This is a genomic window from uncultured Parasphingopyxis sp., assembly GCF_937129435.1.
Lineage (GTDB): Bacteria > Pseudomonadota > Alphaproteobacteria > Sphingomonadales > Sphingomonadaceae > Parasphingopyxis.
On record NZ_CAKZNF010000049.1, the window covers coordinates 1 to 25,577 of the forward strand.

Sequence of the window (25,577 nt, forward strand, 5' to 3'; positions counted from 1 at the left end):
GGCCGCTCACGCGCCTTTGTCGTCGATAGGGTCAACCGCTCGACCGTTACCCCTATCGTTCTCAAGAATGTTGACCGCAGCGCCCGCCTCGCAACCGATGAAGGCCCTCACTATCGCTTCGTCGGCAAGCATATGCGCGACCACAAGGCCGTGAACCACTCCGCCAAGGAATGGGCGCGCGGCAATGTCCATATCAATACCGTCGAAGGCTATTGCAGCATCTTCAAGCGCGGCATGACCGGCATCTATCAGCATTGCGACAAAGCCCATCTGCACCGCTATCTGGCGGAGTTCGATTTCCGTTACACGAACCGCGAAAACCGTGGCTACGACGATGGCGAACGTGCTGATCGCATCCTCAAAGGTATTCGCGGCAAACGCTTGACCTATCGGCGGACTGACCAAGCCCAAGTCGCTTAGTCAAAAGGCCCGTTTGCTGCTACGCCTGAGAAGGAAACGACTCAGGAGAGGCAAATGAAAAGCCCAAACGAACGTATTTCTGGTTTAGAGGACGCCGTTGAGCAACTCCAAAGGGATTTGCTCAATTCAATCGGAGCCGCCGGTTTCGCCTTACACAAGGCGCTCGAAGGCCTCATGGATCAGAAAAGGTTAAGCTACATCGAAAAACGGCTAATCTGGGAAGATGTCATGAAGGAATATTCGGAAAGCCTTTATTCGTCTCCCGATCTCTGGCGGAGGGTTGAATATCGCCTTGCCGACATCGCGAAGGGGAGTCACCGCCGCTAAGCCATTCCTGGGCTTCGGCGGCGAAGCCGAGAGCATTCGAAATGGCTTCAGCCACGATCTGTCTCACCTTCTCTTCTGTCACCGTTCTTCTCCTTCTTCGGCGTGAACGGCTTCGGCGGCGTTTTCAGCATCCGCTTTAGCACCTTGTCCATTTTCTTTTGATCGGGGTCTGACATGGCATCCTCTGACGATCTGGTCGAACAGCTATTGCCTTTCGACATATCAGATCCAGCCAAGGTTACGAAAGAGCAGCTAGAATATATGCGCGAACTGGCGCGGCAGATCATTGAGGTGACAGAGCCGCATCGCGAACTGGCCGAAAGGATTGGCTTCCTTTCGATGGAGTCCGCTGGCCTAGATGTCGTCATCGACAAGTTGTTCGAGCCACTCCTAAATTGCACCAGAGCCGAAGTGGCGAGCATCGTGCCGGAAAATTTTGACGCCCGCTCAGCGATGCTCAAGCGCCTGCTCACAATCAACGAAATTGACGACGCTTGGCAGAATTGGATCGTGGCTCTGCTCAATCGCGTGGCTACGGAGCTGGCCCCAAACCGAAACCGGGTCATCCATGATGCTTGGCAAGTCGAAAACGGGCGCTTCCGACGCACCCAGCGCCGCGCCATTGTCGGCAAGGCTCAAGCCCGCGAGCCGAAGTCACTTTTGGTCGATCCCGAAACCGAGGTGCCTCTAGAGTCCATTGATAAGCTGATTACGTGCACTGGAACGGTCAGCGAGGCTTTGAAGGTTGCAGTTGCAGCCCTTCGTCAGTGGCGGTCTGAAGGACAACTTCCACCAATTGATCCGCAATGGCTTCCAGCGAGTAAGCCGAATGTTCGATGCCCGATGTTCCAACGGCCTCCAGAATGGCCCGAGAAACCCTTGATTCCGCTTCGCTTCGAAACTGATTGAACTGCGCCGGCCTGTCCAGCGAATCATGCGCCATTGGAGCGTCCTACGTCAAGTATATATAAATCCAACGAGCGATTTGTGCAGTGGGTGACATGATCGTCGATGCGACTATGGCGAGCGGTGCCCCCAAACACGGCCGCCCTACACATGGATTTGACTCGACAACCCCGCGAGGCGCGGGCATCTGTCGCGGCTTATGCAAGGCGGTGGATTCTCCAACATCCGGAAATTGCTGGCATCTTTGATGCTGGCGCTTGCCCTTGGCGCGTGCGCCACGACGCAGGCCGGGCCGAACGGCCTGGCCGATCGCGACCCCTATGAGGAATTCAATCGCGATATCTTCTCGGCCAACCAGGCCGTGGACGGCGCGGTTATCCGGCCGGTGGCGGATGGCTATCGCGCCATTGCGCCGGTACCGGTGCGACAGGGCGTGACCAACTTCTTCGCCAATTTGAGCGAACCCTGGTCGTTCGTGAACAACGTTCTGCAGGCGCGACCGGAGCGGGCCTTGCGCAATCTGGGGCGGTTCGTGCTCAATTCCACGATCGGGATCGGCGGACTGATCGACGTCGCCTCGGCGATCGGGATCGAGCCGGCGCCCGAGGATTTCGGCCAGACGCTGGCGGTGTGGGGCGTCGGCGACGGGGGGTATCGCGTGCTGCCGCTGTTCGGTCCGTCGACATCGCGCGGGATCGTCGGCCGGATCGTCGATATCGTTGCCAATCCGACGACGATCTTCATGCAACGCGAACTCAACTTTTCGACCGGCGCGATGTGGGCGCTGCGCGCGGGCGAGCTCGTCAACACGCGCGCCAATGTGACCGATGCCGGCGGCGATGCGTTTCTCGAAAGCAGCGTGGACCCCTATGCGGCGGCGCGATCGGCCTTTTTCCAGCAGCGCGAGGCGGCGATCCTCAACTATGATGTCGACGAACTGGGCCAGGACGGCGGGGGTGCGGACGCCGAGTTCGACGCCGCGCTGGAGGAACTGGAGGAAGGGCAGGGCGAGACCGTGCCCCCCGCCGATGGCGAAATCGCGCCGGAGACCGAAAGCGACCTGATTTGGGACGGCGGGTTCGATGAATCGCCCGGCCCCGGAACGATCGGCTGAATATCTCGCCGCATAGTGCGATGCAAAAAGTCAATCTTGCGTTAGCGGTTCCGGAAGGTTAGGAACCGCGCGACTGGTTGTCGGGGGCAATCTCCGTGACCTTTGTCGCTAGAGTTGTTCTTTTGCAAACAAACGGGGGAGAATTATCCCATGAAAAAGACTATTGCTATCTCGCTGGCCGCCGTTGCTTCGCTCGGCCTCGCTGCTTGCGCCGAAACCGAAACGGCTGCCGAGGAAGAAACCACGGAAGAAGCCGAAGCCGACATGGAAGCCACGGCTGACGAAGCCGAAGCCGATATGGAAGCGATGGGCGAAGACATGGAAGCCATGGGCGACGAAGCCATGGGCGAAATGGAAGCCGCCGCTGACGACGTTGAAGCTGCTGCTGACGACGCCGCCGCTGAGATGGACGGCGAGATGTAATCTCGCTTCCAGCGAATTCGAAAAGGGTCGTGCTCCTTGCCGGGCGCGGCCCTTTTCTTTTGCCCATGGCCTGTGCGATGGGCCAGTCGGCTGGTGAAACAGGGGAGAGGCCATGCGTATTGCGATTCTTGCACCATTGGTGACGGCGATAGCGATGACGATCACGGGCTGCGGTGCGCCGGAGGATGCAGAGGGGCTGACGGCGGCGGAAAATCGCGAGCTCGACGAGGCTGCCGCTCAGCTCGATGCGGCGCAGGAAGAAGCGCAGATGGGGATGCGCGAAGCGGAAGCCGCCGAGGCTGCCGCGGCCGGGCAGGCGGAAACCGACGAACCCGAACACTAACCGGATCGCCGTTCACGCGGCACAGGCATGAAAAAAGGGCCGGGAAATCGCTTCCCCGGCCCCTTTTTTTCGCGTTGGTGACGCAGGCCTTTAGAAGCCCATGCCACCCATACCGCCCATGCCGCCCATATCGGGCATGGCGGGCGCAGACGACTTGTCTTCCGGCAGCTCGGCGACGGTGGCTTCCGTCGTGATGAGCAGACCGGCGACAGACGCGGCGTCCTGCAGCGCGGCGCGAACGACCTTGGTCGGATCGACAACGCCGGCCTTGACCAGATCTTCATATTGATCGGTCGCGGCATTGAAGCCCATATTCTCGTCCTTGCCGTCGACCAGCTTGCCGGCGACGACGGCACCGTCGAAGCCCGCATTCTCGGCGATCTGGCGCACCGGCGCTTCGAGCGCACGGCGAACGATGTCGATGCCGCGGGTCTGGTCGGGATTCTCGCCTTCCAGGCCTTCGAGAGCGGCCTTGGCGTAAAGAAGCGCCGTACCACCGCCGGGGACGATGCCCTCTTCGACGGCCGCGCGCGTGGCGTGCAGCGCGTCATCGACGCGGTCCTTGCGTTCCTTCACTTCGATCTCGGTGGCACCGCCGACCTTGATCACGGCGACACCGCCGGCGAGCTTGGCGAGACGTTCCTGCAGCTTCTCACGGTCATAGTCGCTGGTCGTGTTCTCGACCTGCTGACGGATCGCCTCGCAGCGGCCCTTGATCGAAGCCGCGTCGCCCGCACCGTCGACAATGGTCGTGTTGTCCTTGTCGATGGTGACGCGCTTGGCTTCGCCGAGCATGCCGAGCGTGACGTTCTCGAGCTTGATGCCGAGATCTTCCGAGATCATCTCGCCCTTGGTCAGGATCGCGATGTCCTCGAGCATCGCCTTGCGGCGATCGCCGAAGCCCGGCGCCTTGACGGCCGCGACCTTCAGGCCGCCGCGCAGCTTGTTGACGACGAGCGTGGCCAGAGCCTCGCCCTCGATATCCTCGGCGATGATCAGCAGCGGACGGCCCGACTGGACGACCGATTCGAGGATCGGCAGCATCGGCTGCAGGCTCGTCAGCTTCTTCTCGTGGATCAGAATGTACGGGTTATCGAGCTCGACATTCATCTTTTCCGGGTTGGTGACGAAATAGGGCGAAAGATAGCCGCGGTCGAACTGCATGCCCTCGACGGTGTCGAGTTCGAATTCGAGACCCTTGGCCTCTTCGACCGTGATCACGCCTTCCTTGCCGACCTTTTCCATGGCCTCGGCGATCTTCTCGCCGACTTCCTTGTCGCCATTGGCCGAGATCGTGCCGACCTGGGCGACTTCCTCGGTGCCGGAAACTTCGCGCGAACGGCTCTGCAGGTTCTCGACGACCTTGATCGTGGCGAGATCGATGCCGCGCTTGAGGTCCATCGGGTTCATGCCGGCGGCGACCGACTTCATGCCTTCCTTGACGATCGACTGGGCGAGAACGGTCGCCGTCGTCGTGCCGTCACCGGCGATGTCGTTGGTCTTCGAAGCGACTTCGCGGACCATCTGCGCGCCCATATTCTCGAACTTGTCCTTCAGTTCGATTTCCTTGGCGACGGTCACGCCGTCCTTGGTGATACGGGGCGATCCGAACGATTTCTCGATGACGACATTGCGGCCCTTCGGACCCAGCGTCACCTTCACCGCGTTGGCGAGCGTGTCCACGCCCTTCATGATGCGCTCGCGCGCGTCGCGCGAGAATTTCACGTCTTTGGCTGCCATTTTAGCTTACCTTTGTTCTTGAGGGTTCCTGGAATGAAAAAAGCGACTGTCCTCAGCCAACGATGCCGAGAATGTCGCTTTCCTTCATGATGAGCAGGTCTTCGCCGTCGAGCTTGACCTCGGTGCCCGACCATTTGCCGAACAGGATGCGGTCGCCGGCCTTGACGTCAAGCGGGGTGATCTTGCCGTCATCCGACTTGAGGCCCGTGCCGGCGGAGACGACTTCGCCTTCCTGCGGCTTTTCCTGGGCGCTGTCGGGGATGATGATGCCGCCGGCCGTCTTTTCCTCGGCCTCGACGCGACGAACGAGCACGCGATCGTGCAACGGACGAAATCCCATATTCGAAATCCTTTCTGTTGTCCCAAAGGCGAAAACCGGATCATTTCAACCTACCGAAATGCCGCGGATTTCCGCCGATGCCCTTAACAAGCTTTAGCACTCACTGATGGAGAGTGCTAACAGAAGCGATGTAGTCGGGTTCACCTGGCGTTCAAGGAAAAAAAGCGCCGGCGGCACAAAAATTTTCATCGCCTGCCGTAACCGGTTTCCGCCGCGCGCCGAACCGAGACGCGAATAGGGATATCGCCTGCCGGGCGGGCATGAAGGGCGATGTAGTGAGTCATGATCGAAACACCAGAGACGATGCGGTCGCTGCTGCAAGCCGGCAGGGAGCCTGCTAATCTCTCGCCATGGCTGCGGACGAGGCAACACTCGCGCATCTTATGGCGCAGGCCCAGCATGGCGACAGGGCGGCCTATCGCGAGCTGCTGGGCGAATGCGATGCATGGTTGCGGCGGTTCTACGGCCGCAAGGCGCATCCCGATGCGCTGGAGGATCTCGTGCAGGAAACGCTGATCTCGCTCCACCGCAAGCGCGCCTCCTGGGACAGCGACCGGGCGTTCCTGCCGTGGCTGGCGGCGATCGCCCGCTATCGCTGGCTCGATCACCTGCGCAGGGTTTACCGTGCGCCGGAGGCCGAACTGGCTGTCGAGCCGGCGGTCGAGAGCGAGGAAGATGCCGTCGGCGCGCGGCTCGGCGTCGACCGGCTGCTCGGCACGATCCCGGAGGCGCAGGCGCTGGCGATCCGGCTGACCAAGATCGATGGGCTGAGCGTTGCCGAAGCCTCCGCCAGGAGCGGGCAATCGGAATCGGCGGTGAAGGTCAACGTCCATCGCGGGCTGAAGCGCATGGCGGCGCTGATCGAGGAAACCACATGACCGACCGCCCCGATCTTGACGCGCTGGCCGACGATCTCCGCCCGGTTCGCCCCATCCGGTCCTGGTCGGTTGCCGCCATCGCCTTGCTTGCCGCTATGGGCGGCGGGATGCTGGTGATCGGGCTGATCGGCGCGCGCAGCGCCTATGGCCCATCCTTTGCCGATCCGATCTTCGTGTTGCGCGCCGGGCTGCTCGCGCTGCTTGCCATCGCCTGCCTCGTTTCGATCGCACGGATGGCGCGGCCGTCGCTCGGCAGCAGCCATGGCGGCTGGCGCTGGGCGTTGGCCGCGGCGGCGATCGTGCCGCTCGCGGCGGTTGTGGTGGCGATTGCCGACGGGGTGCCGCTTTCCGAACGCATGCATATGTGGGACGGGATGGAATGCCTGCGCTGGTCGCTCGGCATTGCACTGGCGACGGGGGCGGCGCTCACGCTGTGGCTTCGCCGCGGCGCGCCTGTCTATCCCGAACGCGCGGGCTGGCTCGTCGGGATTGCCGCGGGCAGCCTCGGCGCCTTCGCCTATGCGTTGCACTGCCCGCATGACGACATCGTCTATATCGCAATCTGGAACGGGATCGCGCTGGTTGCCGCGGCGGTGATCGGCCGGCTTGCCGTCCCGCACGCGATACGCTGGTAGCGGCGGCGTCGATCACCATTTGTCTTCGTGCCGTGCTGCGCCTAAATCGGCGGCGAAAGCGAAGGTGAATGACGATGCGGTTGCTGCGCGGTGCATGGAAGATCCTGGTGGCGATCAAGGACGGCCTCGTCCTGATCTTCATGCTGTTGTTCTTCTGGTTACTCTACATGCTGCTGAGCTTCAGCCCCAATCCCGCCGTGCCGTCGAGCGGCGCGCTCTACATGAACCTCAACGGCACGATCGTCGAACAGCCATCGGAACCTGCGCCGGTCGAGGTGCTGAGCGGCACCGCCGACAATCTGCGCGAATACCGGCTGCGCGATATCGTCCGCGCGCTCGACGCGGCGGCGACCGATGATCGGATCACGGCCGTTGCACTCGATCTCGACGGGTTTCTGGGCGGCGGGCAGAGCGCCATCCTCGAGGTTGGCGATGCGATCGAGCGGGTGCGCGAGGCGGGCAAGCCCGTCATCGCCTATGCCACCGGCTATGCCGATTCGGGCTATGCGCTGGCCGCCCATGCGAGCGAGGTCTGGGTCAATCCGATGGGCGGCGCACTGATCGTCGGACCCGGCGGCAATCGGCTCTATTATGGCGATATCCTGCGCCGTTACGGCGTCACCGCCAATGTCTTCCGCGCCGGGCAATATAAGAGCGCGGTCGAACCTTATACCGAAAACCAGATGTCGCCCGAAGCGCGCGAGGCGAATCAGGCTCTTGCCGACACGCTGTTCGAGATCTGGCGCGAAGACGTGGCCCGCGCCCGGCCCGATGCCGATCTGGAAAGCATCATCGCCGCGCCCGCCGATACGGTCGAAGCCGCTGGCAACGATTTGTCGCGCGCCGCTCGTGCGGCCAATCTGGTCGATCGGGTCGGCGGGCGCGAAGCTTGGGTCGCGCGCATCGCGGAAATCGCAGGCGAGGGTGTGGGCGAGAACAGCCCCGGTTTCCAGGCCGTTCCGCTCGCCAACTGGATCGCCGCGAACCCCGCGCCGACCGGCGGATCGGAGATCGGCGTGATTACGGTGGCGGGCACCATCGTCGATGGCGAGGCCGGTCCCGGCACGGCGGGCGGGGAGACGATCGCTCGGCTGATCCGCCGTGCGACCGAAGGCCATGATTTCGCCGCGCTGGTCGTCCGCGTCGATTCGCCGGGCGGATCGGCGTTGGCGTCCGAACGCATCCGCCAGGCCATCTTGCAGGCGGCCGAGGAAGAAGGCGATATCCCGGTCGTTGTCTCGATGGGCAATCTTGCCGCTTCGGGCGGTTACTGGGTAGCGACGGCGGGCGACTATATCGTCGCCGAACCCTCGACGATCACCGGTTCGATCGGCGTGTTCAGCATCATCCCGACCTTCGAGGGCACGCTCGATCAGCTCGCGATCAACGCGGACGGCGTGGCGACGACGCCGCTTTCGGGCGAGCCCGATATCTTCGGTGGGCTGTCGCCCGAGGCCGGGCGGCTCCTTCAGGCAGGGACCGACGATATCTATCGCCGCTTCCTCTCGCTGGTGTCGGGCGCACGCAACATGCCGGCCGAGCGCGTCGACGAGATCGGGCAGGGCCGCGTCTGGGCCGGTGCGACGGCGCGGCAGCTGGGGCTGGTCGACCGGTTCGGCACGTTGAGCGATGCCATCGATATCGCCGCCGAACGCGCGGGGCTCGACGCCGACGACGTCAGCGCCGTCTATATCGAACCGGAGCCGTCGGGCTTCGCGCAGTTCATCCAGAGCTGGGCGGGTGCCAGCGAACCCGCGAGCAGCAGTCCGCGCGACATCTGGACCCGCCTGTCGCCCGATCCGCGTGCGGTGCTGGCGACGGCGCGGGCCGAAATGCAGATGCTGCTGGACGGCCCGGTCATGCAGGCGCGCTGCCTCGATTGTCCGGTCGAAACGGGCACGGCGCGATCCCATCATCCGCCGATGGACATGAGCATGTCCACCATGATTGCCGCCTGGCTGTTCAGCTAGTCCCGTCGCCGCCGCGATAGACGGGCAGGGCCAGCCCCTTCCAGATCGCCAGCGCGCGCAAGGCGAAACCTGCGAGTGCGGCGATGGCTGCCGCGACTGGAAGCATGAGGCCTGCTGTCGTCAGCCCGACGAAGAGGGCAGCCGACAGCGCCGCCGCCGTTACATACAGTTCGGGCCGCAGGATGATCGAGGGTTCACCTGCCAGCACGTCGCGGATGATGCCGCCGAGGCAGGCGGTGAAGATGCCCATGATTACGGCCGGCACGGGCGCGACGCCGAAGGACAGCGCCTTGGCCGCGCCGAACACGGCATAGGCCGCCATCCCCACGGCATCGAGCCAGTCGAGCGCCTTGCCGTGCCAGATCCGCGCGGGCGTCACCCATACAAGCAGGGCGATGACGAGGCAGGCCACAAGCGGCCGGGCGTCCGCGATCCAGAAGACCGGCGCGCCGATGAGCAGGTCGCGCACCGTCCCGCCGCCCACGCCGGTCGCCAGCGCGAAAAAGGCGAAGGTGACGAGCGTTTGTTTCGCCCGCGCCGCCGCGACCGCGCCGGTCGCCGCGAATAGCCCGATTCCGGCAAGATCGAGCGCGGACAGCACGGGGCCGATGGGAAGCTCTGGCGTCATCGCGCCGCCTTACACGCCCCGCACAAAGGCAAAAAGAGCGTTAACGCGGCGAAAAGGGCGTTTTAACCGTGTTTCGACAGGCTTTCTTAACTCTCCGGCGCGCATCGCGGGGCCTCGCTCAAGAGGAGTGTTCTGACCATGCGCCGTTTCTCCGTTGCCCTTATTGTCGGCCTCGCCGCCATCACCGCGCCGCTGTTCGCGCAGCAGGGCACCGCGCCGTTCACCATCGCCGAAACGGGGCAGGGCTTTTCCCGGCTCGATCAGGCCGTGGCCGCGATCGGCAATGGCGAGGGCACGATCGTCATCGCGCCGGGCACCTATCGCCAATGCGCCGTGCAGGAACGCGGCGCCATTGCCTTCCGTGCCGCCGAACCCGGCACGGCAATCTTCGACCGGACGGCCTGCGAGGGCAAGGCAACGCTCGTCCTGCGCGGTGAGGGCGCGCTCGTCGACGGGCTGGTCTTCCAGAACATTTCCGTTCCCGACGCGAACGGCGCCGGCATCCGCCTCGAACGCGGCAATCTCGACGTCTACAATTCGATGTTCCGCGACAGCGAGCAAGGGATCCTAGCGGGCGACGATCCGTCCTCGACGATCCGCATCGACCGTTCGACCTTCTCGGGGCTGGGGCGCTGCGGCGGCGACTATAGCTGCGCGCACAGCATCTATATCGGCCATTATGGCGGGCTCGAAGTCACCCATTCGCGCTTCGAACGCGGCACGGGCGGGCACTATGTCAAAAGCCGGGCGGCGAACATCACCGTCACCGCGTCGAGCTTCGACGATACCCAGGGGCGCGAGACCAATTACATGATCGACCTGCCAGCGGGTGCACGCGGCGTCATCGCGGACAACGAATTCGTGCAGGGCGCGAACAAGGAAAATTACAGCGCCTTCGTCGCCGTCGCGGCGGAAGCGCGGGACAATTCCAGCGCCGGCCTCACGATCCGCAACAACCGCGCGGCCATCGCCCCGGGCATCGATCGCAACACCTTCTTCGTCGCCGACTGGAGCGGGGAGCAATTGCAGATGGCCTCCAACCAGCTCGGCCGCGGTATCTCGCCGTTCGACCGGCGCTAGGCGGCGCTTTTTTCGCCCGCCGCCGGGCCATGCGCCCGGCAATGCGTCGCGACGATCTCGGCCATTTTGGGGATGAGCGACGGCGGCAGATCGTGGCCCATGCCCTCTATCACTTCAAGCTGGGCCCCCTCGATATTGCGCGCGACGTCCTCACCGCCCGCAGGCAGGATCAGCGGATCGTCGGCTCCGTGGATGACGAGCGTCGGTGCCGTGATGCGGCGCGTCCACGGCCTGAGATCGCCCGTATCGATGATCGCCGCCATCTGACGCGGCGGGCCTTCCGGATAGAAGCTGCGTTCGACTATCTGCCGCGCAAGTTGTTTGATCTCCTGCCGCTCACTCCCGGCCGAGCCGCCGATCGCCGTGAAGAAATCGGTTCCGGCGGCGACGGCCTCTTCCTTGTCGGTCGGCCGGTTGCGCGCCGCCCTGAACAGCATCGCCCGGATCTCCTTTTTCGGTCCCGGAAGCTTCGGATTGTTGGTCGAGGTCATCACCGGAATCAGGGAAAGCACACGATCCGGATAGTTCGCACCGACGATCTGCGCGATCATCCCGCCCATCGACGCGCCCATCACATGCGCGCGCTCGATCCCGAGTGCGTCGAGCACGCCGATAGCGTCGTCCGCCATATCCTCGAGCGTGTAGGGTGCCATCTTCTCGCGGCGCAGGACCTTCTTCGAGAAGAGATGCCAGAGCGGGTGCGGCGCCTTCTCGCCCTCGAACTTGTGCGACAGGCCGATATCGCGATTGTCGAACCGGACGACGCGAAAGCCCTTGGCAACCAGCGCCTCGACCAGTTCGTCGGGCCATAACAGCAGCTGCGCCCCGAAACCCATGATCAGCAGGATCGCCGGGTCTGCCGGATCGCCATGGTCCTCGGCCTCGATGGCGATATTGTTGGCGATCAGCTGCACGGTCGGTTCTCTCCCTTGCCTATTGCGAGCAGTTGCTCGCATCGACCGCGGCGATCACGTCGAGACATCGACCGTCGATCTCGGTCTCGCCGAGGTCGAACCCGATCAGCGAGGCGAGGGTCGGCAGGATGTCGACGGTCATTACGCCGAGCGGCTGTTCGAAATGTTCCGCACCGTTCCACCAGAAGAGGATCGGGACGCGCCGGTCGTAATCCCAGGGGCTGCCATGCGTCGCGACATAGCCGACACCCGGATCGGGGATCGGAGTGACGCGCGGTTCGAGCACGACGAGGAAATCGCCCGATCGATCCGGATGGTAGCTGGCGCGCAGCCGGTCGAGCAGCGTCCATTGTTCGGGCGGATCGGTCGGCAGCGGCTGCGCAGCGATAGCCCCGCCGGTATACACCGCACGGACCTGCTGATGCGCCGAATAGGCGGTGAGCGCGCGATCGAGGATTTCGCTGCGCCGGTCTTCGGGGACGGACGGGTCAATGTAGAAATCTCCAAACGGCCCGTCGGAGCGGATCACGGGGGCGGGAAGGCCGCTGTCTTCGGCGATCCGATCCGCGATCGCATCGAGATCGGCCGTGAGGCGCGCAGCGTCGGCCGCGCCTTGGGCCGCCTGCCGTTCGGGCAGGTCGAGGCCGCCATGGTCGGCAGTCAGTACGACGACATAATTGATGCCCGACGCGTCGAGCTCCTCGAAGAACGCGCCCAGCATCGAATCGAGCGACATGATCTGGATGCATTGTTCGAGGCCATGGGTGCCGTAGCGATGACCGATATAGTCGGTCGCCGCGAGGCCGATGGCGAGCACGTCGGTCGATCCGCGCTGCCCGAGCTGCTGTTCGCGGACCATTTCGGAAGCGAGATTCAGCACGGCGAGATCGGCTTCGGGCGAGGACAGGAAGCCCGAGGCATCGCCCGCGTCGTGCGCGAAGCGTCCGGTACCGACGCTCTGGCCATTGCCCAGCGGGATAGCGCGGTCGAAAGGCGCGCAATGGGCGGGAACGGGAAGCCCTTCCTGCGCCTGTGCCACCGAGGCTCCGACCGCCTGGTTGACGCGCGTCACGCTCGCCGGAAGTTCGCTCCCTGCATAGCTCGCGAAACCGCCGCTTTCGGGCCAATAGGCCATCGTCGTGCGTCCGCCCATCATGATCGCCGAACGGTCCTTGCCGGCGACGGCGACGGTGCGCGACTCGGGATCGGCGGCACGAAGAAGATCCCCGAGCGTCGGCACGAGAAGGTTGGCGTTGGAGCGGGTATAATTGCTCGACGTCGATCCCTCGACCGCGACATCCTCGGCGCAATAAACGCGCACATCCTCTCTGGTCACGCCCATGTCGAACCAGCGATTGGCGATAATGCCCGAGCGGGCGGGGAAGGCGCCGGTGAGGATCGTGGAATGGCCGGGGCAGGTCTCGGTCGCGGCATGCGCCTGATAGCCCGAGGGAAACACCACACCGCCGAGCAGCCGCGCCAGACCGCCCGTAAAGGCGCTGCGATGCGTGGCAAACAGGTCCGCGCTGAGTTGGTCGACCGAAATGGCCACGACGAGGCTCGGCCGGGCCGGCTCCGCCTGTTGCGCCGCTGCCGGTGCGGACAGTGCCATGAGCATCGGCGTAACCAGGGCGGAGAAACGGGCGAAGGGCATGGGCGGATCCTCAAACGGCTGTGCGAAGGCGATCGCGATGCTATAGCGCGCCCGCCAAGGAGCTAACAGGTGCCAATTCTTTCTCTTCGTGTCGCGATCCTCCTGATGCTTGCACTGGCGGCCTTCGTGCATCCGGCAGGGGCGCAGGCGCCGCGCGAAAATGCGATCCGGACGGCATTGGCGGCGGAGACGATGGCCCCGGCGCCCGGCGAAACGGTGACGATCGCGATCCGCATGACGCCCGATCCGGGCTGGCACGGCTATTGGACCAACCCCGGCGATGCGGGCGTGCCGGACGAGTGGGTGTGGGACGTGCCCGACGGCGTCAGCGTCGGCGACCTGCGCTATCCAGTCCCGCAGCGGCTCGTGATCAGCGGCATCATGAATTACGTGTTCGAGCGCGACTATGCGCTGCTCGCCGAGGTAACAATTCCAGCCGACGCGGCGCCCGGCACGCGCCTCCCGCTGCGCGTCAGCGGCAACTGGCTCGCCTGTACCGCCGAAATATGCGTTCCCGAAAGCGGGGCGATGACGCTCACGCTGACCGTGGGCGAAGGGGGCGCAACCCGGGACCGGGCCACCTTCGACCGCTATCGCGCCGAATTGCCGCGACCGCTGGGCAGCGAGGCGGTCTTTGCCGTGGCGGGCGACATGCTGCGGATCGGTATCCCGTTTCCGCGCGATGCCGATATCGCCGATCCCTATTTCTTCGCCGAATCCGATCGGGTGCTCGACTATGCTGCCGAACAACGTGTGACGCGGCGGGACGATATGCTGATCGTGGAGGTGCCTGCCGATGAGGAAGCCAGCGCGGCGAGGGAAATTTCCGGTCTGCTAAAAATCGGCGAGGCGGATGGCCTGTTGCTGCGCGCCGTGCCCGGCACCGTGCCGCCAGCGGGAACGCCGGTTGCGGTGGAGGAACGCGGCACAAGCTGGACCGTCGCGACAATCCTCCTCGCACTCGGCGGTGCGATCCTCGGCGGGTTGCTGCTCAACATCATGCCCTGCGTCTTCCCGATTCTCAGCCTCAAGGCGCTGAGCCTGGCGAGAGCGGGAGAAAGCGATGCGGCGGCGCGCAAGGACGCGCTCGCCTATACGGCGGGTGTGATCCTCGTCTGTGTCGCGCTCGGCGTCGTGCTCCTGCTGCTCAGGGCGGGCGGGCAGGCGGCCGGCTGGGCGTTCCAGTTGCAGGATCCGCGCATGATCCTGCTGCTGCTGCTGCTGATCAGCGCGATCACGTTCAACCTTGCCGGGCTGTTCGAGGTGCCGGCTTTATCGGGCGGCGGGCGGCTTGCGGGGCGCGATGACGCGGTCGGCTCCTTCTTCACAGGCGCGCTCGCGGCCTTCGTTGCGACGCCGTGCACCGGCCCGTTCATGGCGGCGGCGCTCGGCGCAGCGCTGGTCGTGCCGTCAGCGGCGGCGCTCGCGATCTTTGCCGGGCTCGGCATCGGCCTTGCCTTGCCATTCCTGCTGATCGCCTATGTGCCTTCGATCCGCATCCGTTTGCCGAAGCCCGGGCCATGGCTCGCCACATTCCGCAAGGTGATGGCGATCCCGATGGCGCTGACCGCGCTCGCGCTGGTCTGGGTGCTGGGCCGGCAGACCGGGGTCGACGGCATGACGCTCGGTATCGCAGCGGTGCTGATCATGGCGGGCCTGCTCTGGTGGGCCGGTGGACGGCAGCGCAAGGGAGGATCGGGCCGGTTGCTGGCGTTGCCGGTGCTCGCGGTCGTTGCGCTGGCGATGGTCTTCCTGCCGACCGAGCGCCCGGCACTCTCCGCCGATCTGGCCGCTTCGGGTGCGCTAGGCGCCGAACCGTTCGACGAAGCGCGGCTCGAAGAATTGAGGGCTGGAGAGGGAGGCGTGTTCGTCTATTTCACTGCCGATTGGTGCATCACGTGCAAGGCGAACGAAGCCGGCGCGCTGGCCAGCGACGCCGTGGCCGCGCATTTCGCGGAGAACGACATCGCCGTGATGGTCGGCGATTGGACGACGGGCGATCCCGTCATCGGGCGGTTCCTCGAGCGCCATGGCCGCTCAGGCGTGCCGCTCTATCTCTGGTACGCGCCGGGCGAGGAGGCGGAAATCCTGCCGCAGATTTTGACGGTCGGGCGGCTGACGGGATTGTAGCCCAAACCCTCTCCCATCGGGAGAGGGATACCGAGTTCTTGGCGAGGAACGAGCCTAGAACGAGTTGGGTGAGGGGATCGCCCCTATCGGTAGCGGGGACCCCTCATCCAACTTCGCATAGGTCGCTCTGCTCCCAAGGCTTCGTATCCTTTTCCCGATGGGAGAAGGCTTGGATTCACCGCCCCTCCGTCACTTCCTCGTCGTCGGTGATCATCGGGCCGACGGGGGCATCCATCGGCGGGGCGTTGCGCGATTGCTGGCGGCGGCGCTGGGCTTCTCGTGTCCAGGTTCGCTCGCCGCCGACCCAGGTTTCGATCACCTGCGTTTCGCGCACCTGTTCGGGCGGCACGTCGAAGATGTCGCGGTCGAGGATCACGAAGTCGGCGTAGAGCCCGCGCGCCAGCCGGCCCACCTGATCCTCGGCGAAACCGGCAAAGGCGGCGCCCGTGGTGAAGGCGGCGAAGGCCTGCGGCATCGTCAGCCGCTCATGCCCCTGCCAGCCGCCGGGAGGCTGACCGTTCGCGTCCTGCCGGGTCACCGCGGCGGCGAGACCGGGAAAGGGGTTGGGGCTTTCGACCGGAAAATCGCTGCCAAAGGCGAGGCGCGATCCGACGCGCAGCATCGAATTCCACGCATAGGCGCCCTGCAACCGGTCCGGCCCGAGCCGCGCCTCGGCCATCGTCCGGTCGGACGTCTGATGAACGGGCTGCATCGAAGCGATGATGCCGTGCCGGGCAAAGCGCGGCAGGTCGTTCGGATTGACGATCTGCGCATGTTCGATCCGCCAGCGCCGGTCGTCATTATAGCGGTCGGCGATGTCGTCGATCGCGTCGAGCGTTTCGCGGTTCGCGGAATCGCCGATGGCATGAACAGCCGGCTGGAACCGGTCGAGCGCCAGACGCGAGAGCCGATTGCGAAGGCCGACCCCGTCGAGCAGCGACAAACCCGTTTGCCCCGGCGCATCGGCATAGGGCTGGAGCAGCAAGGCGCCGCGCGATCCCAGTGCCCCGTCCATATAGAGCTTGAGCCCGTTCATCCGCAGGCGGCCATTGTAGAGCCATGCCGTCATCCGGTCCCCGGCGACGTCGAGCAGCGTATCGAGATCGTCGGCATAGCTGACGATGCGGACTCGCAACTGCCCGGTATCGCCGGCGCGGCGGAACACGTCCCAGTCGGACTGACTCGTCCCCATATCGTGCATCATCGTGACGCCGTTGGAGAGCAGCAGGTCCTGTCCCTCCTGGAACGCGATATCGCGCACCGGCGGCTGCGGTGTCGGGATGCGGTCGGCGATCAGGCCCATGGCGGCATCGACGAACAGGCCGTTGGGCGTATTGCCGTCGCGTTCGATCATCCCGCCTTCGGGGGCGCGCGTCTCGGCCGAAATTCCCGCCTCGCGCATCGCGGCGCTGTTGGCGACACCGGCATGGCCGTCGACGCGGACCAGCCAGACGGGCCGGTCCGATACCGCTGCGTCGAGATCGGCGGCATTGGGGAAACGGCCGAGGCCCCAGACTTCCTGGTTCCAGCCGCGGCCGACTATCCAGCGCAGCGTCGGGTTCGCGCGCGCATAGGTGGCGAGCCGCTGCTGCGCTTCGGCGAGGCTGGCCGTATCGGACAGGTCGAGCTGGATGGCACCGAAGCCGAGACCCATCATATGTCCATGCGCGTCGATCAGGCCGGGGATGACGGTGCGCCCTTCGGCATCGTGCCGGAAATCGACCTCGCGCGGCCGGTCGTCGCGGCGCGAAAGGAGACGCGTGACGCGGCCCGTTTCCGGGTCGAAGAGCATGCCGGTGAAGCGCGTCAGGTTGCCGTCTTCGTCGAGCGTGTAGCCATTGGCGTTGTCGAGCAGCGCATCGGCCATGGCCGGGGTTGCCGCCAGAGCGGCCGCGAGTGCCCCCACCCCAATCGAAATGGCTCGCATCATCTTCACGCTTCCAGTCTCCTCACCAGCGAGCTCGTATCCTGCCGGGCACCGCCCATATCCTGCACTTCCGCATAATAGCCATCGACCAGCCGGGCGAGATCGACGGTGGCGCCATTGGCCTCGGCTTCCTCGATCGCGAGGCCCAGATCCTTGCGCATCCAGTCTACCGCGAAGCCGAAATCGAATTCGCCCGCCGCCATCGTCTTCCAGCGATTGTCCATCTGCCAGCTTTGCGCGGCGCCGCCGGAGATCGCCTCGAACACGCGGTCGAGATCGAGGCCGGAGCGCTTGGCGAAGTGCAGGGCTTCGGACAGCCCCTGCAACACGCCCGCAATGGCGAGCTGATTGCACATCTTCGTCTGTTGCCCGGCACCCGGCCCGCCGCAATGAACGATCCGTGCTGCGTAGCTCTTCATAATCGGCTCTGCGAGCGCCATCGCGCGCTTTTCGCCGCCGCACATGATCGAAAGCTTGCCGTTCTCGGCGCCGGCCTGACCCCCCGATACCGGCGCATCGACGCAGAGCGTACCTTTCGCCGCTCCCGCCTCGGCGAGCTTTCGGGCCAGTTCCGCCGACACGGTGGTGTGATCGATGAACAACGTCCCTTCACCCAGCGTCTGAAAGGCACCATCGGGTCCTGTCGTCACTGCCTCGACATCGGCGTCCGCGCCGACACAGGCGAGCACCGCGTCCATTCCCTCGGCCGCTTCGGCCGGGGTCGGAGCCGATCGGCCGCCTTGGTCGGCGACCCATTGCTCGGCCTTGCTGCCGGTGCGGTTGTAGACGGTGACCTCATGGCCCGCCTCGATGAGATGTCCCGCCATGGGCGCGCCCATGACGCCGAGACCGATAAATGCGACTTTTGCCATGGCGCCTGCTCATAGGGGCCATTTGCGCCCGAGGCCAGATGGGCTAGGGCGGGTGCATCATGGCCACGGCACCCGAACCCAAGAGCGAGTCGTCACTGACACTCGAAAACATCCGCGCGGCGCAGGGACGCATCGAAGATGCGGTCGTCCGCACACCGACGCTTCGCAGTATCACCCTGGGCAAGCTCACCGGCGCCGAGGTCTGGCTGAAGTTCGAGAATCTGCAATTCACCGCCTCGTTCAAGGAGCGCGGCGCGCTGAACAAGCTGCTCCAGCTCAGCGAGAGCGAGCGCAAGCGCGGCGTGATCGCGGCATCGGCCGGCAACCATTCGCAGGGCGTCTCCTATCATGGCGCGCGGCTCGGCATCCCCGTCACCATCGTCATGCCCAAGCACACGCCGACGGTGAAGGTGCAGCAGACACGCGATCATGGCGCGCAGGTCGTGCTGCACGGTGAGCGCTATGACGACGCGCAGGCCAAGGCCTATGAGATTGCCGAGGAGCGCGGGCTGGTCTTCGTCCATCCGTTCGACGATGCCGAGATCGCGGCGGGGCAGGGCACGATCGCGCTGGAAATGCTCGAAGACGCGCCGATGCTGGATACGCTGTGCGTGCCCATCGGCGGCGGCGGACTGATCTCGGGCATCGCGACGGCGGGCAAGGCGCTGAAGCCCGATATCCAGATGGTCGGCGTCGAGGCGGAACTCTATCCGTCGACCTATTCGAAACTGCGCGGGCTCAAGCTGCCCTGTGAAGGCGATACGCTGGCCGAGGGCATCGCCGTCAAGGAACCGGGCGCTTTCACGCTGCAGGTGATCCGCGAGGTCGTCGACGATATCGTGCTGGTCGGCGAACGTGATCTGGAGCGGTCGGTCTCACTGCTGCTGCAGATCGAGAAGACCGTGGTCGAAGGGGCCGGCGCTGCCGGTCTCGCGGCGATGCTGGCGCATCCGGCCAAGTTCAAGGGCCGCAAGGTCGGCCTTGTCCTGTGCGGCGGCAATATCGACACGCGGTTGCTGGCGAACGTGCTGCTCCGCGATCTGGCGCGCGAGGGGCGGCTGGCGCGGCTGCGTATCAGGCTGCAGGATCGGCCGGGCGCGCTTTATCGTGTCGTCAAGGTGTTCGACGAGCAACAGGTCAATATCATCGAGGTCTATCACCAGCGGATATTCACAACGTTGCCGGCCAAGGGCCTGATCACCGATATCGAATGCGAAACCCGCGACCGGGCGCATCTCGACGGCCTGATCGCCGCGCTGCGGACCGAGGGATATGAGGTGAACCCCGTGGAGCTGGCGTAGTATTTGTCAGACTCGACCTGTCGGTCGAGCGGCGATTTCGCGCTAGCGAAATTCTGACAAACAGACTCTCACCGCACATCCGGGTAAATTTCTTCCAGCCCGTACTTCTTCCCGAAATTCCAGCTCAGCCCGCACTTGAGATAAATCCAGTTCGCTTTGAGCGCTCCCCATTCGGCGACGCGGCGGTCCGAGGTGCGGACGATGCGCGGGACCATTTTGACCGAGCCGCGCCGGCACAGCCTCAGGCACAGGTCGACATCCTCCATGATGTGCATGTCGGGATCGCAGCCGCCGACGGCATCGAAATCTACCTTGCGGAAGAACATCGCGTGATCACCGAACAGCAGCCGCAGCCCGCGCACGAACAGATGCGGGCGGAGCAGCAGCGGGCCGTACCAGGTCTTCGCCCAGTTATGCAGGCTTGTGCCCCAGCGCGTCTTTTCGCCCGTCAATAGCGGCGTAAATCCGCCAAGCGCTCGGCGCGGGTTGGCGAGCGTTTTTTCGATCACGGCGAGGGCATCAATCGGCAATTCGGTATCGGCATGGAGAACGCAGATGAGCGGTGCCGTCGCCGCTTCGACGCCGGCATTGATCTGAAGCCCGCGGCCCCTGCGGCCCGGCTGGACCACGCGCCACCCGGCTTCGCGCACCAGCTCGACGGACCGGTCGGCACTGCCGCCGTCCACGGCGATGACTTGGACTGGCGCCGGACTGAGCGCGGCGATATTGGCGATGACGCCGGGCAATGCCTTTTCCTCGTCCAGCATCGGGATCACGATGGCGATATCGGGAGGCACCACTACCTTTCGTTTGCCCTGTGTGAGACGCTGAGGTCTGGCCAGCGTTCGAGATCTTCGGGCCGATCGCAGTCCGAGAGCATTTCGAGCAGGATCGGCTCAATGCCCTTTGCCGCGAGCCGCCGCAGCGTTTCCGGCAGAACGGTATCGGTGCCCCATGCCATATCGACGAAGACGTCGTTGCACGGACTGGTGAATCCGAGCAGCCAATAACCGCCATCCTCCGCCGGACCGATCACGACGTCGCTGTCGCCGAGCGCCGTCGCCGCCGCGTGGAGATGTTCGACCGAAAGGTCGGGGCAGTCGGAGCCGATGAAGATTCGCGGCGGAGTGGCCGCCCGCGCCATCCGTTCGCCGAGATCACCGTCACCCTGATCCACCAAGCTGAGGTCGTCGCCCAGCCATTCGGCAAATTCCGCAGGGCCGGCTCCGGTTACCCGCAACTCCATCGGCAAACCCGAAGCGCGCATCGTCTCCACCGTCCGTTCGGCAAGCCGCTTGTGCAGCGCCGCCGCACCTTCTTCGCCGAGTGCGGGGATCAGCCGCGTCTTTGCCTGCCCGGCCACCGGAAAGCGTACGAACAGCGTGACGGTCGGCGCGGGCATGCACCGTTCCTATCAGAGCGTTTCGAGATAGGCGATCAGGTCGGCGCGATCCCCGGCATCGGGAATGCCGGCAAAGGCCATTCGGGAGCCCGGAACGAAGGTGCGGGGGTTCTCGACCAGCGCCGAAAGCCGCTCGGGCGTCCATGTTCCGCCCAGCTCCGCCATCGCGGGCGAATAGTTGAAGCCCGCTACGCTGGCCACGTCGCGTCCGACAACGCCCGCCATGGTCGGGCCGATCCAGTTCTGCCCGGGTTCGATGCGGTGACAGGCCATGCAGCGGCCGAAGATCGCTTCGCCCGCCTCGGCCGATGGCGCAGCGGTTGCCGTCGATGAACTCGCGGCTTCGCCGCTATTGGCGGCCGGGGCCTCGCCCGACCCCGAATCACTGTCTCCATCGCCGCTACAAGCGGAAAGCGCCAAAAGCGCACCGGCAAAAAATGCGAACAATTTCGACATGGCAACTCCCCCGTTGGTCGGTCGCCCTATTCCACATTGGAGGGTTGCCGGAAAGCGGACAAAACATGCACGTTGGAAAACCGGCCGGGTGAGAAAGCAAGGTGTGGAGGAGCTGGTGAGCCCTATGGGAATCGCACCCCAAAGGATGGGCTTGCCCATCCGTCCATCAAAGACTCACGGGTTTGGGCGGTACGGAGAGCAACAGGCGATACGCCAGCCGAAATGCGCGAAAATCGCTGGTGACCCCTACGGGAATCGAACCCCCAAGGATGGGCTTGCCCATCCGTCCATCAAAGACTCACGGGTTTGGGCGTTACGGAGGGCAATAGGCGATACGCCAGCCGAAATGCGCGAAAATCGCTGGTGACCCCTACGGGAATCGAACCCGTGTTTCAGCCGTGAAAGGGCCGCGTCCTAACCGCTAGACGAAGGGGCCGAACCAGCGCGTGCGCCAATAGGGGAGGGGCCTCGTGCGGTCAAGCATTGCGGCGCACAATTATTGCGCGTCGGCTCAATCCGCCCAGGCAGCGTCATCCAGATGCAGCTCGGCGGCGGGGCGGGGGCCCCAGTCGTCGATCTTGGCGCGGCCGGCAAGCCAGAGCCGGCGCATGGTGCCGGCCGACAGCATCGCCTGGCCGAGCGCGGTGTCGGCGGCGCGGAAGGCGATCGTCTTGAGGCTGCGGCCGTCCTTGCCGGACACGATCGCACGGACATGATCGGTGCCGACGATATCGGCCTTGATCACCTTGACCGGCCCCGTCGCGATGCGCGGGCTCGGCCAGCCGGCGCCATAGGGGCCGCCTTCTTCGAGCGCTTGCACGAAATCGGGCGTGACGCCGCCGGGCGCGACGACCGCGTCGAGCTGCAGGGCGCGGTCGTCGCGCGCCCTCGACACATCGCTCGCCATCCGCTCGTCGAGGAAATCGGCGAAGCGATCGATCTTGTCGGCGTCCACGGTCAGCCCCGCCGCCATGGCATGGCCGCCGCCCGCGACGAGAAGCCCGCTATCCTTTGCCGCCAGCACGGCCGCGCCGAGATCGGCGCCCGAGATCGATCGGCCCGATCCCTTGCCCGTGCCGCCGTCGATGCCGATGACGATGGCGGGGCGCTCCATCCGTTCCTTCAGCCGGCTGGCGACGATACCGATGACGCCGGGATGCCAGCCTTCGCCGGAGACCACCGCGACAGAGCGATTGTCCTGCCCGTGGCTCGCCTCGATCGCGGCTTCGGTAACGGCGGCCTCGATCGCGCGGCGCTCCTCATTGAGCCGCTCGAGCTCCTCGGCGATGCCGCGGGCCTCGTCCGGATCTTCGGTCGTCAGCAGCCGCACGCCGAGATCGGACTTGCCGACGCGGCCGCCCGCATTGATCCGCGGCCCCAGGCGGAAGCCGAGATCGGATGCGATCGGCGCCCGATCGAGCCGCGAGGCTTCGATCAGCGCGTTGAGGCCGATATTGCGCCGCCCGGCCATGACCTTGAGGCCTTGCGTCACAAAGGCACGGTTGAGCCCGTGCAGCGCCGCGACATCGGCAACGGTGCCCAGCGCGACAATATCGAGCAGTTCGATCAGCTTGGGCTCGGGCCGGTTCGCGAAAAAGCCCCGCGCGCGCAGCGTTCGCAACAGCGCCGCGCCGAGCAGGAAAGCCACGCCGACGGCGGCGAGATGCCCGTGCGCCGCGCCTTCGCCCTCGTCGAGGCGATTGGGGTTGACGAGGCTGTGCGTCTCGGGAAGCAGCGCCGCGCATTTGTGATGATCGACGACGATCACATCGACGCCCGCCGCCTTCGCCATGGCCAGCGCGTCGAAGGCCTGCGCGCCGCAATCGACGGTCACGATCAGGCTCGATCCCTGTTCGGCCAGCCTGACCAGCGCCTCGCCGGACGGCCCGTATCCCTCCATCAGCCGGTCGGGAATATAGGCGCCGGCCTCCATCCCAAGCCCACGCAGCAGCCGGATCAGTAGCGCCGAGGACGTTGCCCCGTCGACGTCATAGTCGCCGAAGATCGTGACCGTTTCGCCGTCCTCGATTGCATCGGCGATCCGCTCCGCCGCCTGATCCATGTCGCGAAAGATCGACGGGTCGGGCATGAAATTGCGGATCGTGGGATTGCGATAGGCTTCGAGCTGGTCGCGTGCGCAGCCGCGCGACACGAGCAGACCTGTCACGAGATCGTCGGGCCGGAAGCTCGATCCCTGTGCATCGACGGCTCCGCCGCGCCAGCGCCAGGGCTGGCCGGAGACCGAGTTCGTGATGTCGAGAGCGGGTTGCATCGACCCGGCGATAGCGCAGCGGGGATTCGCCGTCATCGTCATTCGCATCGGCGCTGTGCACAGAGGCCGCTCTTGCGTTGCAATTCGCAACCCCTATTTCATGCGCTCCGCCGCGCAACAGGGACATCGCATGGCCGCCGTCGTTTCGATCGAGAATCTCTCCAAAACCTATGACGGCGGCGTGAAGGCGCTCGACAGCGTCGATCTGGAAATCGAACAGGGCGAGATTTTCGCGCTGCTCGGCCCCAATGGCGCCGGCAAGACGACGCTGATCAGTGCGGTGTGCGGGATCGTCGTGCCGACGGGCGGGACCGTAACCGTCGCCGGTCATGACATCATCCGCGAATACAAGAAGACGCGCGGCGCCATCGGCCTGGTACCGCAGGAGATTTCGACCGACATGTTCGAGACGGTGATGGCGACAGTGCGCTTCTCGCGCGGACTGTTCGGCAAGCCGAAGAACGACGCCTATCTCGAAGAACTGCTCAAGGACCTGTCGCTCTGGGACAAGAAGGACGCGCAGATTCGCGAGCTTTCGGGCGGCATGAAGCGCCGTGTCATGATCGCCAAGGCGCTCAGCCACGAGCCCGATATCCTGTTCCTCGACGAGCCCACGGCCGGCGTCGATGTCGAACTGCGTCGCGGCATGTGGCGACTCGTGCGCCGGCTCAACGACAAGGGCACGACGATCATCCTGACGACGCATTATATCGAGGAGGCCGAGGAGATGGCCGACCGCGTCGGCGTGATCCAGGGTGGCAGGATCGTGATCGTCGACCGGACCGACGCGATCATGCGGCAGCTCGGCAAGCGGCAATTGTCGCTGACGCTGGCGGAGAAGCTGGATGCCGTTCCCGCCGCTCTGTGCGGCTGGGATCTCGAGCTTGCCGATGAAGGGCATCAACTGGTCTACACCTTCGATGCCAATGACGAGGATACCGGGATACCGCGCCTGCTGCGCGCGATGGACGAGGCCGGGATCGGCTTCACCGATCTCGACACGTCGAAAAGCTCGCTGGAGGAGATCTTCGTCGATCTGGTCCACCGCGAAAACGGAACCCAAGCGCAAGGAGAGGGCGCATGAACGTTCATGGCGTTTGGGCGCTCTATAAATACGAGATGGCGCGCGCCGCGCGGACCGTGTGGCAGAGCCTCGTCACGCCGGTGATCACGACAGTGCTCTATTTCGTGGTGTTCGGCAGCGCGATCGGATCGCGGATGGAGGATATCGGCACCGTCGATTATGGCGCCTTCATCGTGCCGGGGCTGATCATGCTCTCGCTCCTGACACAGAGTATCAGCAACGCCAGCTTCGGCATTTATTTTCCGAAGTTTAGCGGTACGGTTTATGAAATACTCTCGGCTCCCATGTCGCCGATCGAGACGGTGATCGGTTATGTCGGCGCGGCGGCGACCAAGTCGATTATCCTCGGGCTCATCATTCTTGCCACGGCGACCTTCTTCGTCGATCTCAGAATCGAACATCCCTTCGTCATGGTGCTGTTTCTCGTACTGACCGCCGTGACGTTCAGCCTGTTCGGCTTCATCATCGGGATCTGGGCCGATGGCTTCGAGCAACTGTCTTTTATCCCGATGCTGATCGTGACGCCGCTGACATTCCTCGGCGGCGCCTTCTATTCGATCCGGATGCTACCCGAGCCATGGGAATCGATCAGCCTTGCCAATCCGGTCGTCTATCTCGTCAGCGGCTTCCGCTGGAGTTTTTATGGGGAAGGCGATGTGCCGGTGGTGTGGAGCCTGGGCATCACCGCGCTGTTCCTCGCCGTCTGTCTCGGCGCCGTCATCTGGATCTTCCGCACGGGCTACCGGCTGAAGGAATAGCGC

The 25,577-nt window shown here is 64.8% G+C and carries 26 protein-coding genes and 1 tRNA gene; 14 read left to right on the forward strand and 13 right to left on the reverse strand.

Going from position 1 to position 25,577, the window contains the following annotated elements:
• Both Q0139_RS08725 and Q0139_RS08730 read left to right on the forward strand, forming a co-directional pair.
• The coding region (locus tag Q0139_RS08725) for an IS1595 family transposase (RefSeq protein WP_298020254.1) at positions 1 to 420 on the forward strand (420 nt) is incomplete at its 5' end.
• A 54-nt stretch (positions 421 to 474) separates the two neighbouring features.
• Positions 475 to 747, forward strand: coding sequence for a hypothetical protein (locus Q0139_RS08730; RefSeq protein WP_298020257.1), 273 nt, complete (start codon positions 475 to 477; stop codon positions 745 to 747).
• 47 nt (positions 748 to 794) lie between these two features.
• Here Q0139_RS08730 and Q0139_RS08735 read toward each other — a convergent pair whose 3' ends face one another.
• Positions 795 to 923: a hypothetical protein gene (locus tag Q0139_RS08735; protein WP_298020260.1), complete on the reverse strand. Its 129-nt coding sequence runs from the start codon at positions 921 to 923 to the stop codon at positions 795 to 797.
• Between Q0139_RS08735 and Q0139_RS08740 the strand changes: the two genes are divergently transcribed.
• The 4 genes from Q0139_RS08740 to Q0139_RS08755 all read left to right on the forward strand — a co-directional run bounded on the left by Q0139_RS08740 (position 922) and on the right by Q0139_RS08755 (position 3,533).
• Positions 922 to 1,656: a hypothetical protein gene (locus Q0139_RS08740; RefSeq protein WP_298020263.1), complete on the forward strand. Its 735-nt coding sequence runs from the start codon at positions 922 to 924 to the stop codon at positions 1,654 to 1,656. The genes Q0139_RS08735 and Q0139_RS08740 overlap by 2 nt on opposite strands.
• Positions 1,657 to 1,900: 244 nt before the next feature.
• Entirely contained in the window at positions 1,901 to 2,767 is an 867-nt protein-coding gene (locus Q0139_RS08745) for a VacJ family lipoprotein (protein WP_298020266.1), read from the forward strand.
• 114 nt (positions 2,768 to 2,881) lie between these two features.
• Entirely contained in the window at positions 2,882 to 3,190 is a 309-nt protein-coding gene (locus Q0139_RS08750; protein WP_298020269.1) for a hypothetical protein, read from the forward strand.
• Between the two features lie 112 nt (positions 3,191 to 3,302).
• A complete protein-coding gene (locus Q0139_RS08755; protein ID WP_298020272.1) occupies positions 3,303 to 3,533 on the forward strand; it encodes a hypothetical protein in 231 nt (76 codons plus the stop codon).
• Positions 3,534 to 3,623: 90 nt separating this feature from the next.
• Here Q0139_RS08755 and groL read toward each other — a convergent pair whose 3' ends face one another.
• Entirely contained in the window at positions 3,624 to 5,273 is a 1,650-nt protein-coding gene (gene groL, locus Q0139_RS08760; protein WP_298020275.1) for a chaperonin GroEL, read from the reverse strand.
• A 52-nt stretch (positions 5,274 to 5,325) separates the two neighbouring features.
• Positions 5,326 to 5,613: a co-chaperone GroES gene (gene groES, locus Q0139_RS08765; protein WP_298020278.1), complete on the reverse strand. Its 288-nt coding sequence runs from the start codon at positions 5,611 to 5,613 to the stop codon at positions 5,326 to 5,328.
• Positions 5,614 to 5,963: 350 nt separating this feature from the next.
• On the opposite strand from groES, the gene Q0139_RS08770 reads away from it, so the two are divergent.
• The 3 genes from Q0139_RS08770 (at position 5,964) to sppA (ending at position 9,096) form a co-directional block, all read left to right on the forward strand.
• Positions 5,964 to 6,491 (forward strand): sigma-70 family RNA polymerase sigma factor, encoded by a 528-nt coding sequence (locus Q0139_RS08770; protein ID WP_298020281.1) that lies wholly within the window; start codon positions 5,964 to 5,966, stop codon positions 6,489 to 6,491.
• Positions 6,488 to 7,126 carry a DUF1109 domain-containing protein gene (locus Q0139_RS08775; protein ID WP_298020283.1) on the forward strand — a complete coding sequence of 213 codons (639 nt, stop codon included), beginning with the start codon at positions 6,488 to 6,490 and terminating at the stop codon, positions 7,124 to 7,126. Before Q0139_RS08770 ends, Q0139_RS08775 begins: the two co-directional genes overlap by 4 nt.
• A 68-nt stretch (positions 7,127 to 7,194) precedes the next feature.
• A complete protein-coding gene (gene sppA / locus Q0139_RS08780; RefSeq protein ID WP_298020286.1) occupies positions 7,195 to 9,096 on the forward strand; it encodes a signal peptide peptidase SppA in 1,902 nt (633 codons plus the stop codon).
• On the opposite strand, the gene Q0139_RS08785 is transcribed toward sppA, so the two are convergent.
• Positions 9,089 to 9,724, reverse strand: coding sequence for a trimeric intracellular cation channel family protein (locus Q0139_RS08785; protein ID WP_298020291.1), 636 nt, complete (start codon positions 9,722 to 9,724; stop codon positions 9,089 to 9,091). The genes sppA and Q0139_RS08785 overlap by 8 nt on opposite strands.
• Positions 9,725 to 9,862: 138 nt before the next feature.
• Here Q0139_RS08785 and Q0139_RS08790 point away from each other — a divergent pair, with 138 nt between their 5' ends.
• Complete coding sequence (locus Q0139_RS08790; RefSeq protein ID WP_298020293.1) at positions 9,863 to 10,804, forward strand: right-handed parallel beta-helix repeat-containing protein; 942 nt, start codon at positions 9,863 to 9,865, stop codon at positions 10,802 to 10,804.
• Here Q0139_RS08790 and Q0139_RS08795 read toward each other — a convergent pair.
• Together Q0139_RS08795 and Q0139_RS08800 are read right to left on the reverse strand one after the other, a co-directional pair.
• Positions 10,801 to 11,718, reverse strand: coding sequence for an alpha/beta hydrolase (locus tag Q0139_RS08795; RefSeq protein WP_298020295.1), 918 nt, complete (start codon positions 11,716 to 11,718; stop codon positions 10,801 to 10,803). The genes Q0139_RS08790 and Q0139_RS08795 overlap by 4 nt on opposite strands.
• Positions 11,719 to 11,737: 19 nt before the next feature.
• Entirely contained in the window at positions 11,738 to 13,372 is a 1,635-nt protein-coding gene (locus tag Q0139_RS08800; RefSeq protein WP_298020298.1) for an alkaline phosphatase family protein, read from the reverse strand.
• 69 nt (positions 13,373 to 13,441) lie between these two features.
• Here Q0139_RS08800 and Q0139_RS08805 point away from each other — a divergent pair, with 69 nt between their 5' ends.
• Positions 13,442 to 15,502 carry a protein-disulfide reductase DsbD gene (locus Q0139_RS08805; RefSeq protein ID WP_298020301.1) on the forward strand — a complete coding sequence of 687 codons (2,061 nt, stop codon included), beginning with the start codon at positions 13,442 to 13,444 and terminating at the stop codon, positions 15,500 to 15,502.
• A gap of 175 nt (positions 15,503 to 15,677) precedes the next feature.
• Here the strand turns inward: Q0139_RS08805 and Q0139_RS08810 are convergent, their stop codons facing one another.
• A complete protein-coding gene (locus Q0139_RS08810) occupies positions 15,678 to 17,429 on the reverse strand; it encodes an amidohydrolase (RefSeq protein ID WP_298020352.1) in 1,752 nt (583 codons plus the stop codon).
• Positions 17,430 to 17,434: 5 nt separating this feature from the next.
• The gene (locus tag Q0139_RS08815; protein WP_298020304.1) at positions 17,435 to 18,301 is read right to left on the reverse strand and encodes an NAD(P)-dependent oxidoreductase; all 867 of its coding nucleotides are present in this window, start codon (positions 18,299 to 18,301) and stop codon (positions 17,435 to 17,437) included.
• 59 nt (positions 18,302 to 18,360) lie between these two features.
• Here Q0139_RS08815 and Q0139_RS08820 point away from each other — a divergent pair, with 59 nt between their 5' ends.
• The gene (locus Q0139_RS08820; protein ID WP_298020307.1) at positions 18,361 to 19,602 is read left to right on the forward strand and encodes a threonine ammonia-lyase; all 1,242 of its coding nucleotides are present in this window, start codon (positions 18,361 to 18,363) and stop codon (positions 19,600 to 19,602) included.
• Between the two features lie 68 nt (positions 19,603 to 19,670).
• Here the strand turns inward: Q0139_RS08820 and Q0139_RS08825 are convergent, their stop codons facing one another.
• From Q0139_RS08825 to recJ, 5 genes are all read right to left on the reverse strand, one after another.
• Positions 19,671 to 20,402, reverse strand: a complete 732-nt coding sequence (locus Q0139_RS08825) for a glycosyltransferase (RefSeq protein ID WP_298020310.1) — start codon at positions 20,400 to 20,402, stop codon at positions 19,671 to 19,673.
• Complete coding sequence (locus tag Q0139_RS08830; RefSeq protein ID WP_298020313.1) at positions 20,402 to 21,004, reverse strand: TIGR04282 family arsenosugar biosynthesis glycosyltransferase; 603 nt, start codon at positions 21,002 to 21,004, stop codon at positions 20,402 to 20,404. Before Q0139_RS08830 ends, Q0139_RS08825 begins: the two co-directional genes overlap by 1 nt.
• Before the next feature lie 12 nt (positions 21,005 to 21,016).
• On the reverse strand, positions 21,017 to 21,460 hold the full coding sequence (locus Q0139_RS08835) for a c-type cytochrome (RefSeq protein WP_298020316.1): 444 nt from the start codon (positions 21,458 to 21,460) through the stop codon (positions 21,017 to 21,019).
• A 361-nt stretch (positions 21,461 to 21,821) separates the two neighbouring features.
• A tRNA-Glu gene (locus tag Q0139_RS08840) sits at positions 21,822 to 21,896 on the reverse strand.
• Positions 21,897 to 21,971: 75 nt separating this feature from the next.
• Positions 21,972 to 23,732: a single-stranded-DNA-specific exonuclease RecJ gene (gene recJ / locus Q0139_RS08845; protein ID WP_298020355.1), complete on the reverse strand. Its 1,761-nt coding sequence runs from the start codon at positions 23,730 to 23,732 to the stop codon at positions 21,972 to 21,974.
• 130 nt (positions 23,733 to 23,862) lie between these two features.
• On the opposite strand from recJ, the gene Q0139_RS08850 reads away from it, so the two are divergent.
• Together Q0139_RS08850 and Q0139_RS08855 are read left to right on the forward strand one after the other, a co-directional pair.
• Positions 23,863 to 24,816: an ABC transporter ATP-binding protein gene (locus Q0139_RS08850; RefSeq protein WP_298020319.1), complete on the forward strand. Its 954-nt coding sequence runs from the start codon at positions 23,863 to 23,865 to the stop codon at positions 24,814 to 24,816.
• Positions 24,813 to 25,574: an ABC transporter permease gene (locus Q0139_RS08855; protein ID WP_298020321.1), complete on the forward strand. Its 762-nt coding sequence runs from the start codon at positions 24,813 to 24,815 to the stop codon at positions 25,572 to 25,574. The genes Q0139_RS08850 and Q0139_RS08855 overlap by 4 nt, the downstream gene beginning before the upstream one ends.
• Positions 25,575 to 25,577: the final 3 nt, after the last annotated feature.

Bases quoted from the DNA above. Each gene is read 5' to 3' on its own strand.
- Q0139_RS08745 (WP_298020266.1), top strand. From the start codon at position 1,901: ATGCTGGCGCTTGCCCTTGGCGCGTGCGCCACGACGCAGGCCGGGCCG.
- Q0139_RS08855 (WP_298020321.1), top strand. From the start codon at position 24,813: ATGAACGTTCATGGCGTTTGGGCGCTCTATAAATACGAGATGGCGCGC.
- Q0139_RS08830 (WP_298020313.1), bottom strand. From the start codon at position 21,004: ATGCCCGCGCCGACCGTCACGCTGTTCGTACGCTTTCCGGTGGCCGGG.
- Q0139_RS08735 (WP_298020260.1), bottom strand. From the start codon at position 923: ATGTCAGACCCCGATCAAAAGAAAATGGACAAGGTGCTAAAGCGGATG.
- Q0139_RS08730 (WP_298020257.1), top strand. From the start codon at position 475: ATGAAAAGCCCAAACGAACGTATTTCTGGTTTAGAGGACGCCGTTGAG.
- recJ (WP_298020355.1), bottom strand. From the start codon at position 23,732: ATGCAACCCGCTCTCGACATCACGAACTCGGTCTCCGGCCAGCCCTGG.
- Q0139_RS08790 (WP_298020293.1), top strand. From the start codon at position 9,863: ATGCGCCGTTTCTCCGTTGCCCTTATTGTCGGCCTCGCCGCCATCACC.
- Q0139_RS08850 (WP_298020319.1), top strand. From the start codon at position 23,863: ATGGCCGCCGTCGTTTCGATCGAGAATCTCTCCAAAACCTATGACGGC.
- Q0139_RS08775 (WP_298020283.1), top strand. From the start codon at position 6,488: ATGACCGACCGCCCCGATCTTGACGCGCTGGCCGACGATCTCCGCCCG.
- groL (WP_298020275.1), bottom strand. From the start codon at position 5,273: ATGGCAGCCAAAGACGTGAAATTCTCGCGCGACGCGCGCGAGCGCATC.
- Q0139_RS08835 (WP_298020316.1), bottom strand. From the start codon at position 21,460: ATGTCGAAATTGTTCGCATTTTTTGCCGGTGCGCTTTTGGCGCTTTCC.
- Q0139_RS08820 (WP_298020307.1), top strand. From the start codon at position 18,361: ATGGCCACGGCACCCGAACCCAAGAGCGAGTCGTCACTGACACTCGAA.
- Q0139_RS08800 (WP_298020298.1), bottom strand. From the start codon at position 13,372: ATGCCCTTCGCCCGTTTCTCCGCCCTGGTTACGCCGATGCTCATGGCA.
- groES (WP_298020278.1), bottom strand. From the start codon at position 5,613: ATGGGATTTCGTCCGTTGCACGATCGCGTGCTCGTTCGTCGCGTCGAG.
- Q0139_RS08785 (WP_298020291.1), bottom strand. From the start codon at position 9,724: ATGACGCCAGAGCTTCCCATCGGCCCCGTGCTGTCCGCGCTCGATCTT.
- Q0139_RS08770 (WP_298020281.1), top strand. From the start codon at position 5,964: ATGGCTGCGGACGAGGCAACACTCGCGCATCTTATGGCGCAGGCCCAG.
- sppA (WP_298020286.1), top strand. From the start codon at position 7,195: ATGACGATGCGGTTGCTGCGCGGTGCATGGAAGATCCTGGTGGCGATC.
- Q0139_RS08815 (WP_298020304.1), bottom strand. From the start codon at position 18,301: ATGGCAAAAGTCGCATTTATCGGTCTCGGCGTCATGGGCGCGCCCATG.
- Q0139_RS08755 (WP_298020272.1), top strand. From the start codon at position 3,303: ATGCGTATTGCGATTCTTGCACCATTGGTGACGGCGATAGCGATGACG.
- Q0139_RS08810 (WP_298020352.1), bottom strand. From the start codon at position 17,429: ATGCGAGCCATTTCGATTGGGGTGGGGGCACTCGCGGCCGCTCTGGCG.
- Q0139_RS08740 (WP_298020263.1), top strand. From the start codon at position 922: ATGGCATCCTCTGACGATCTGGTCGAACAGCTATTGCCTTTCGACATA.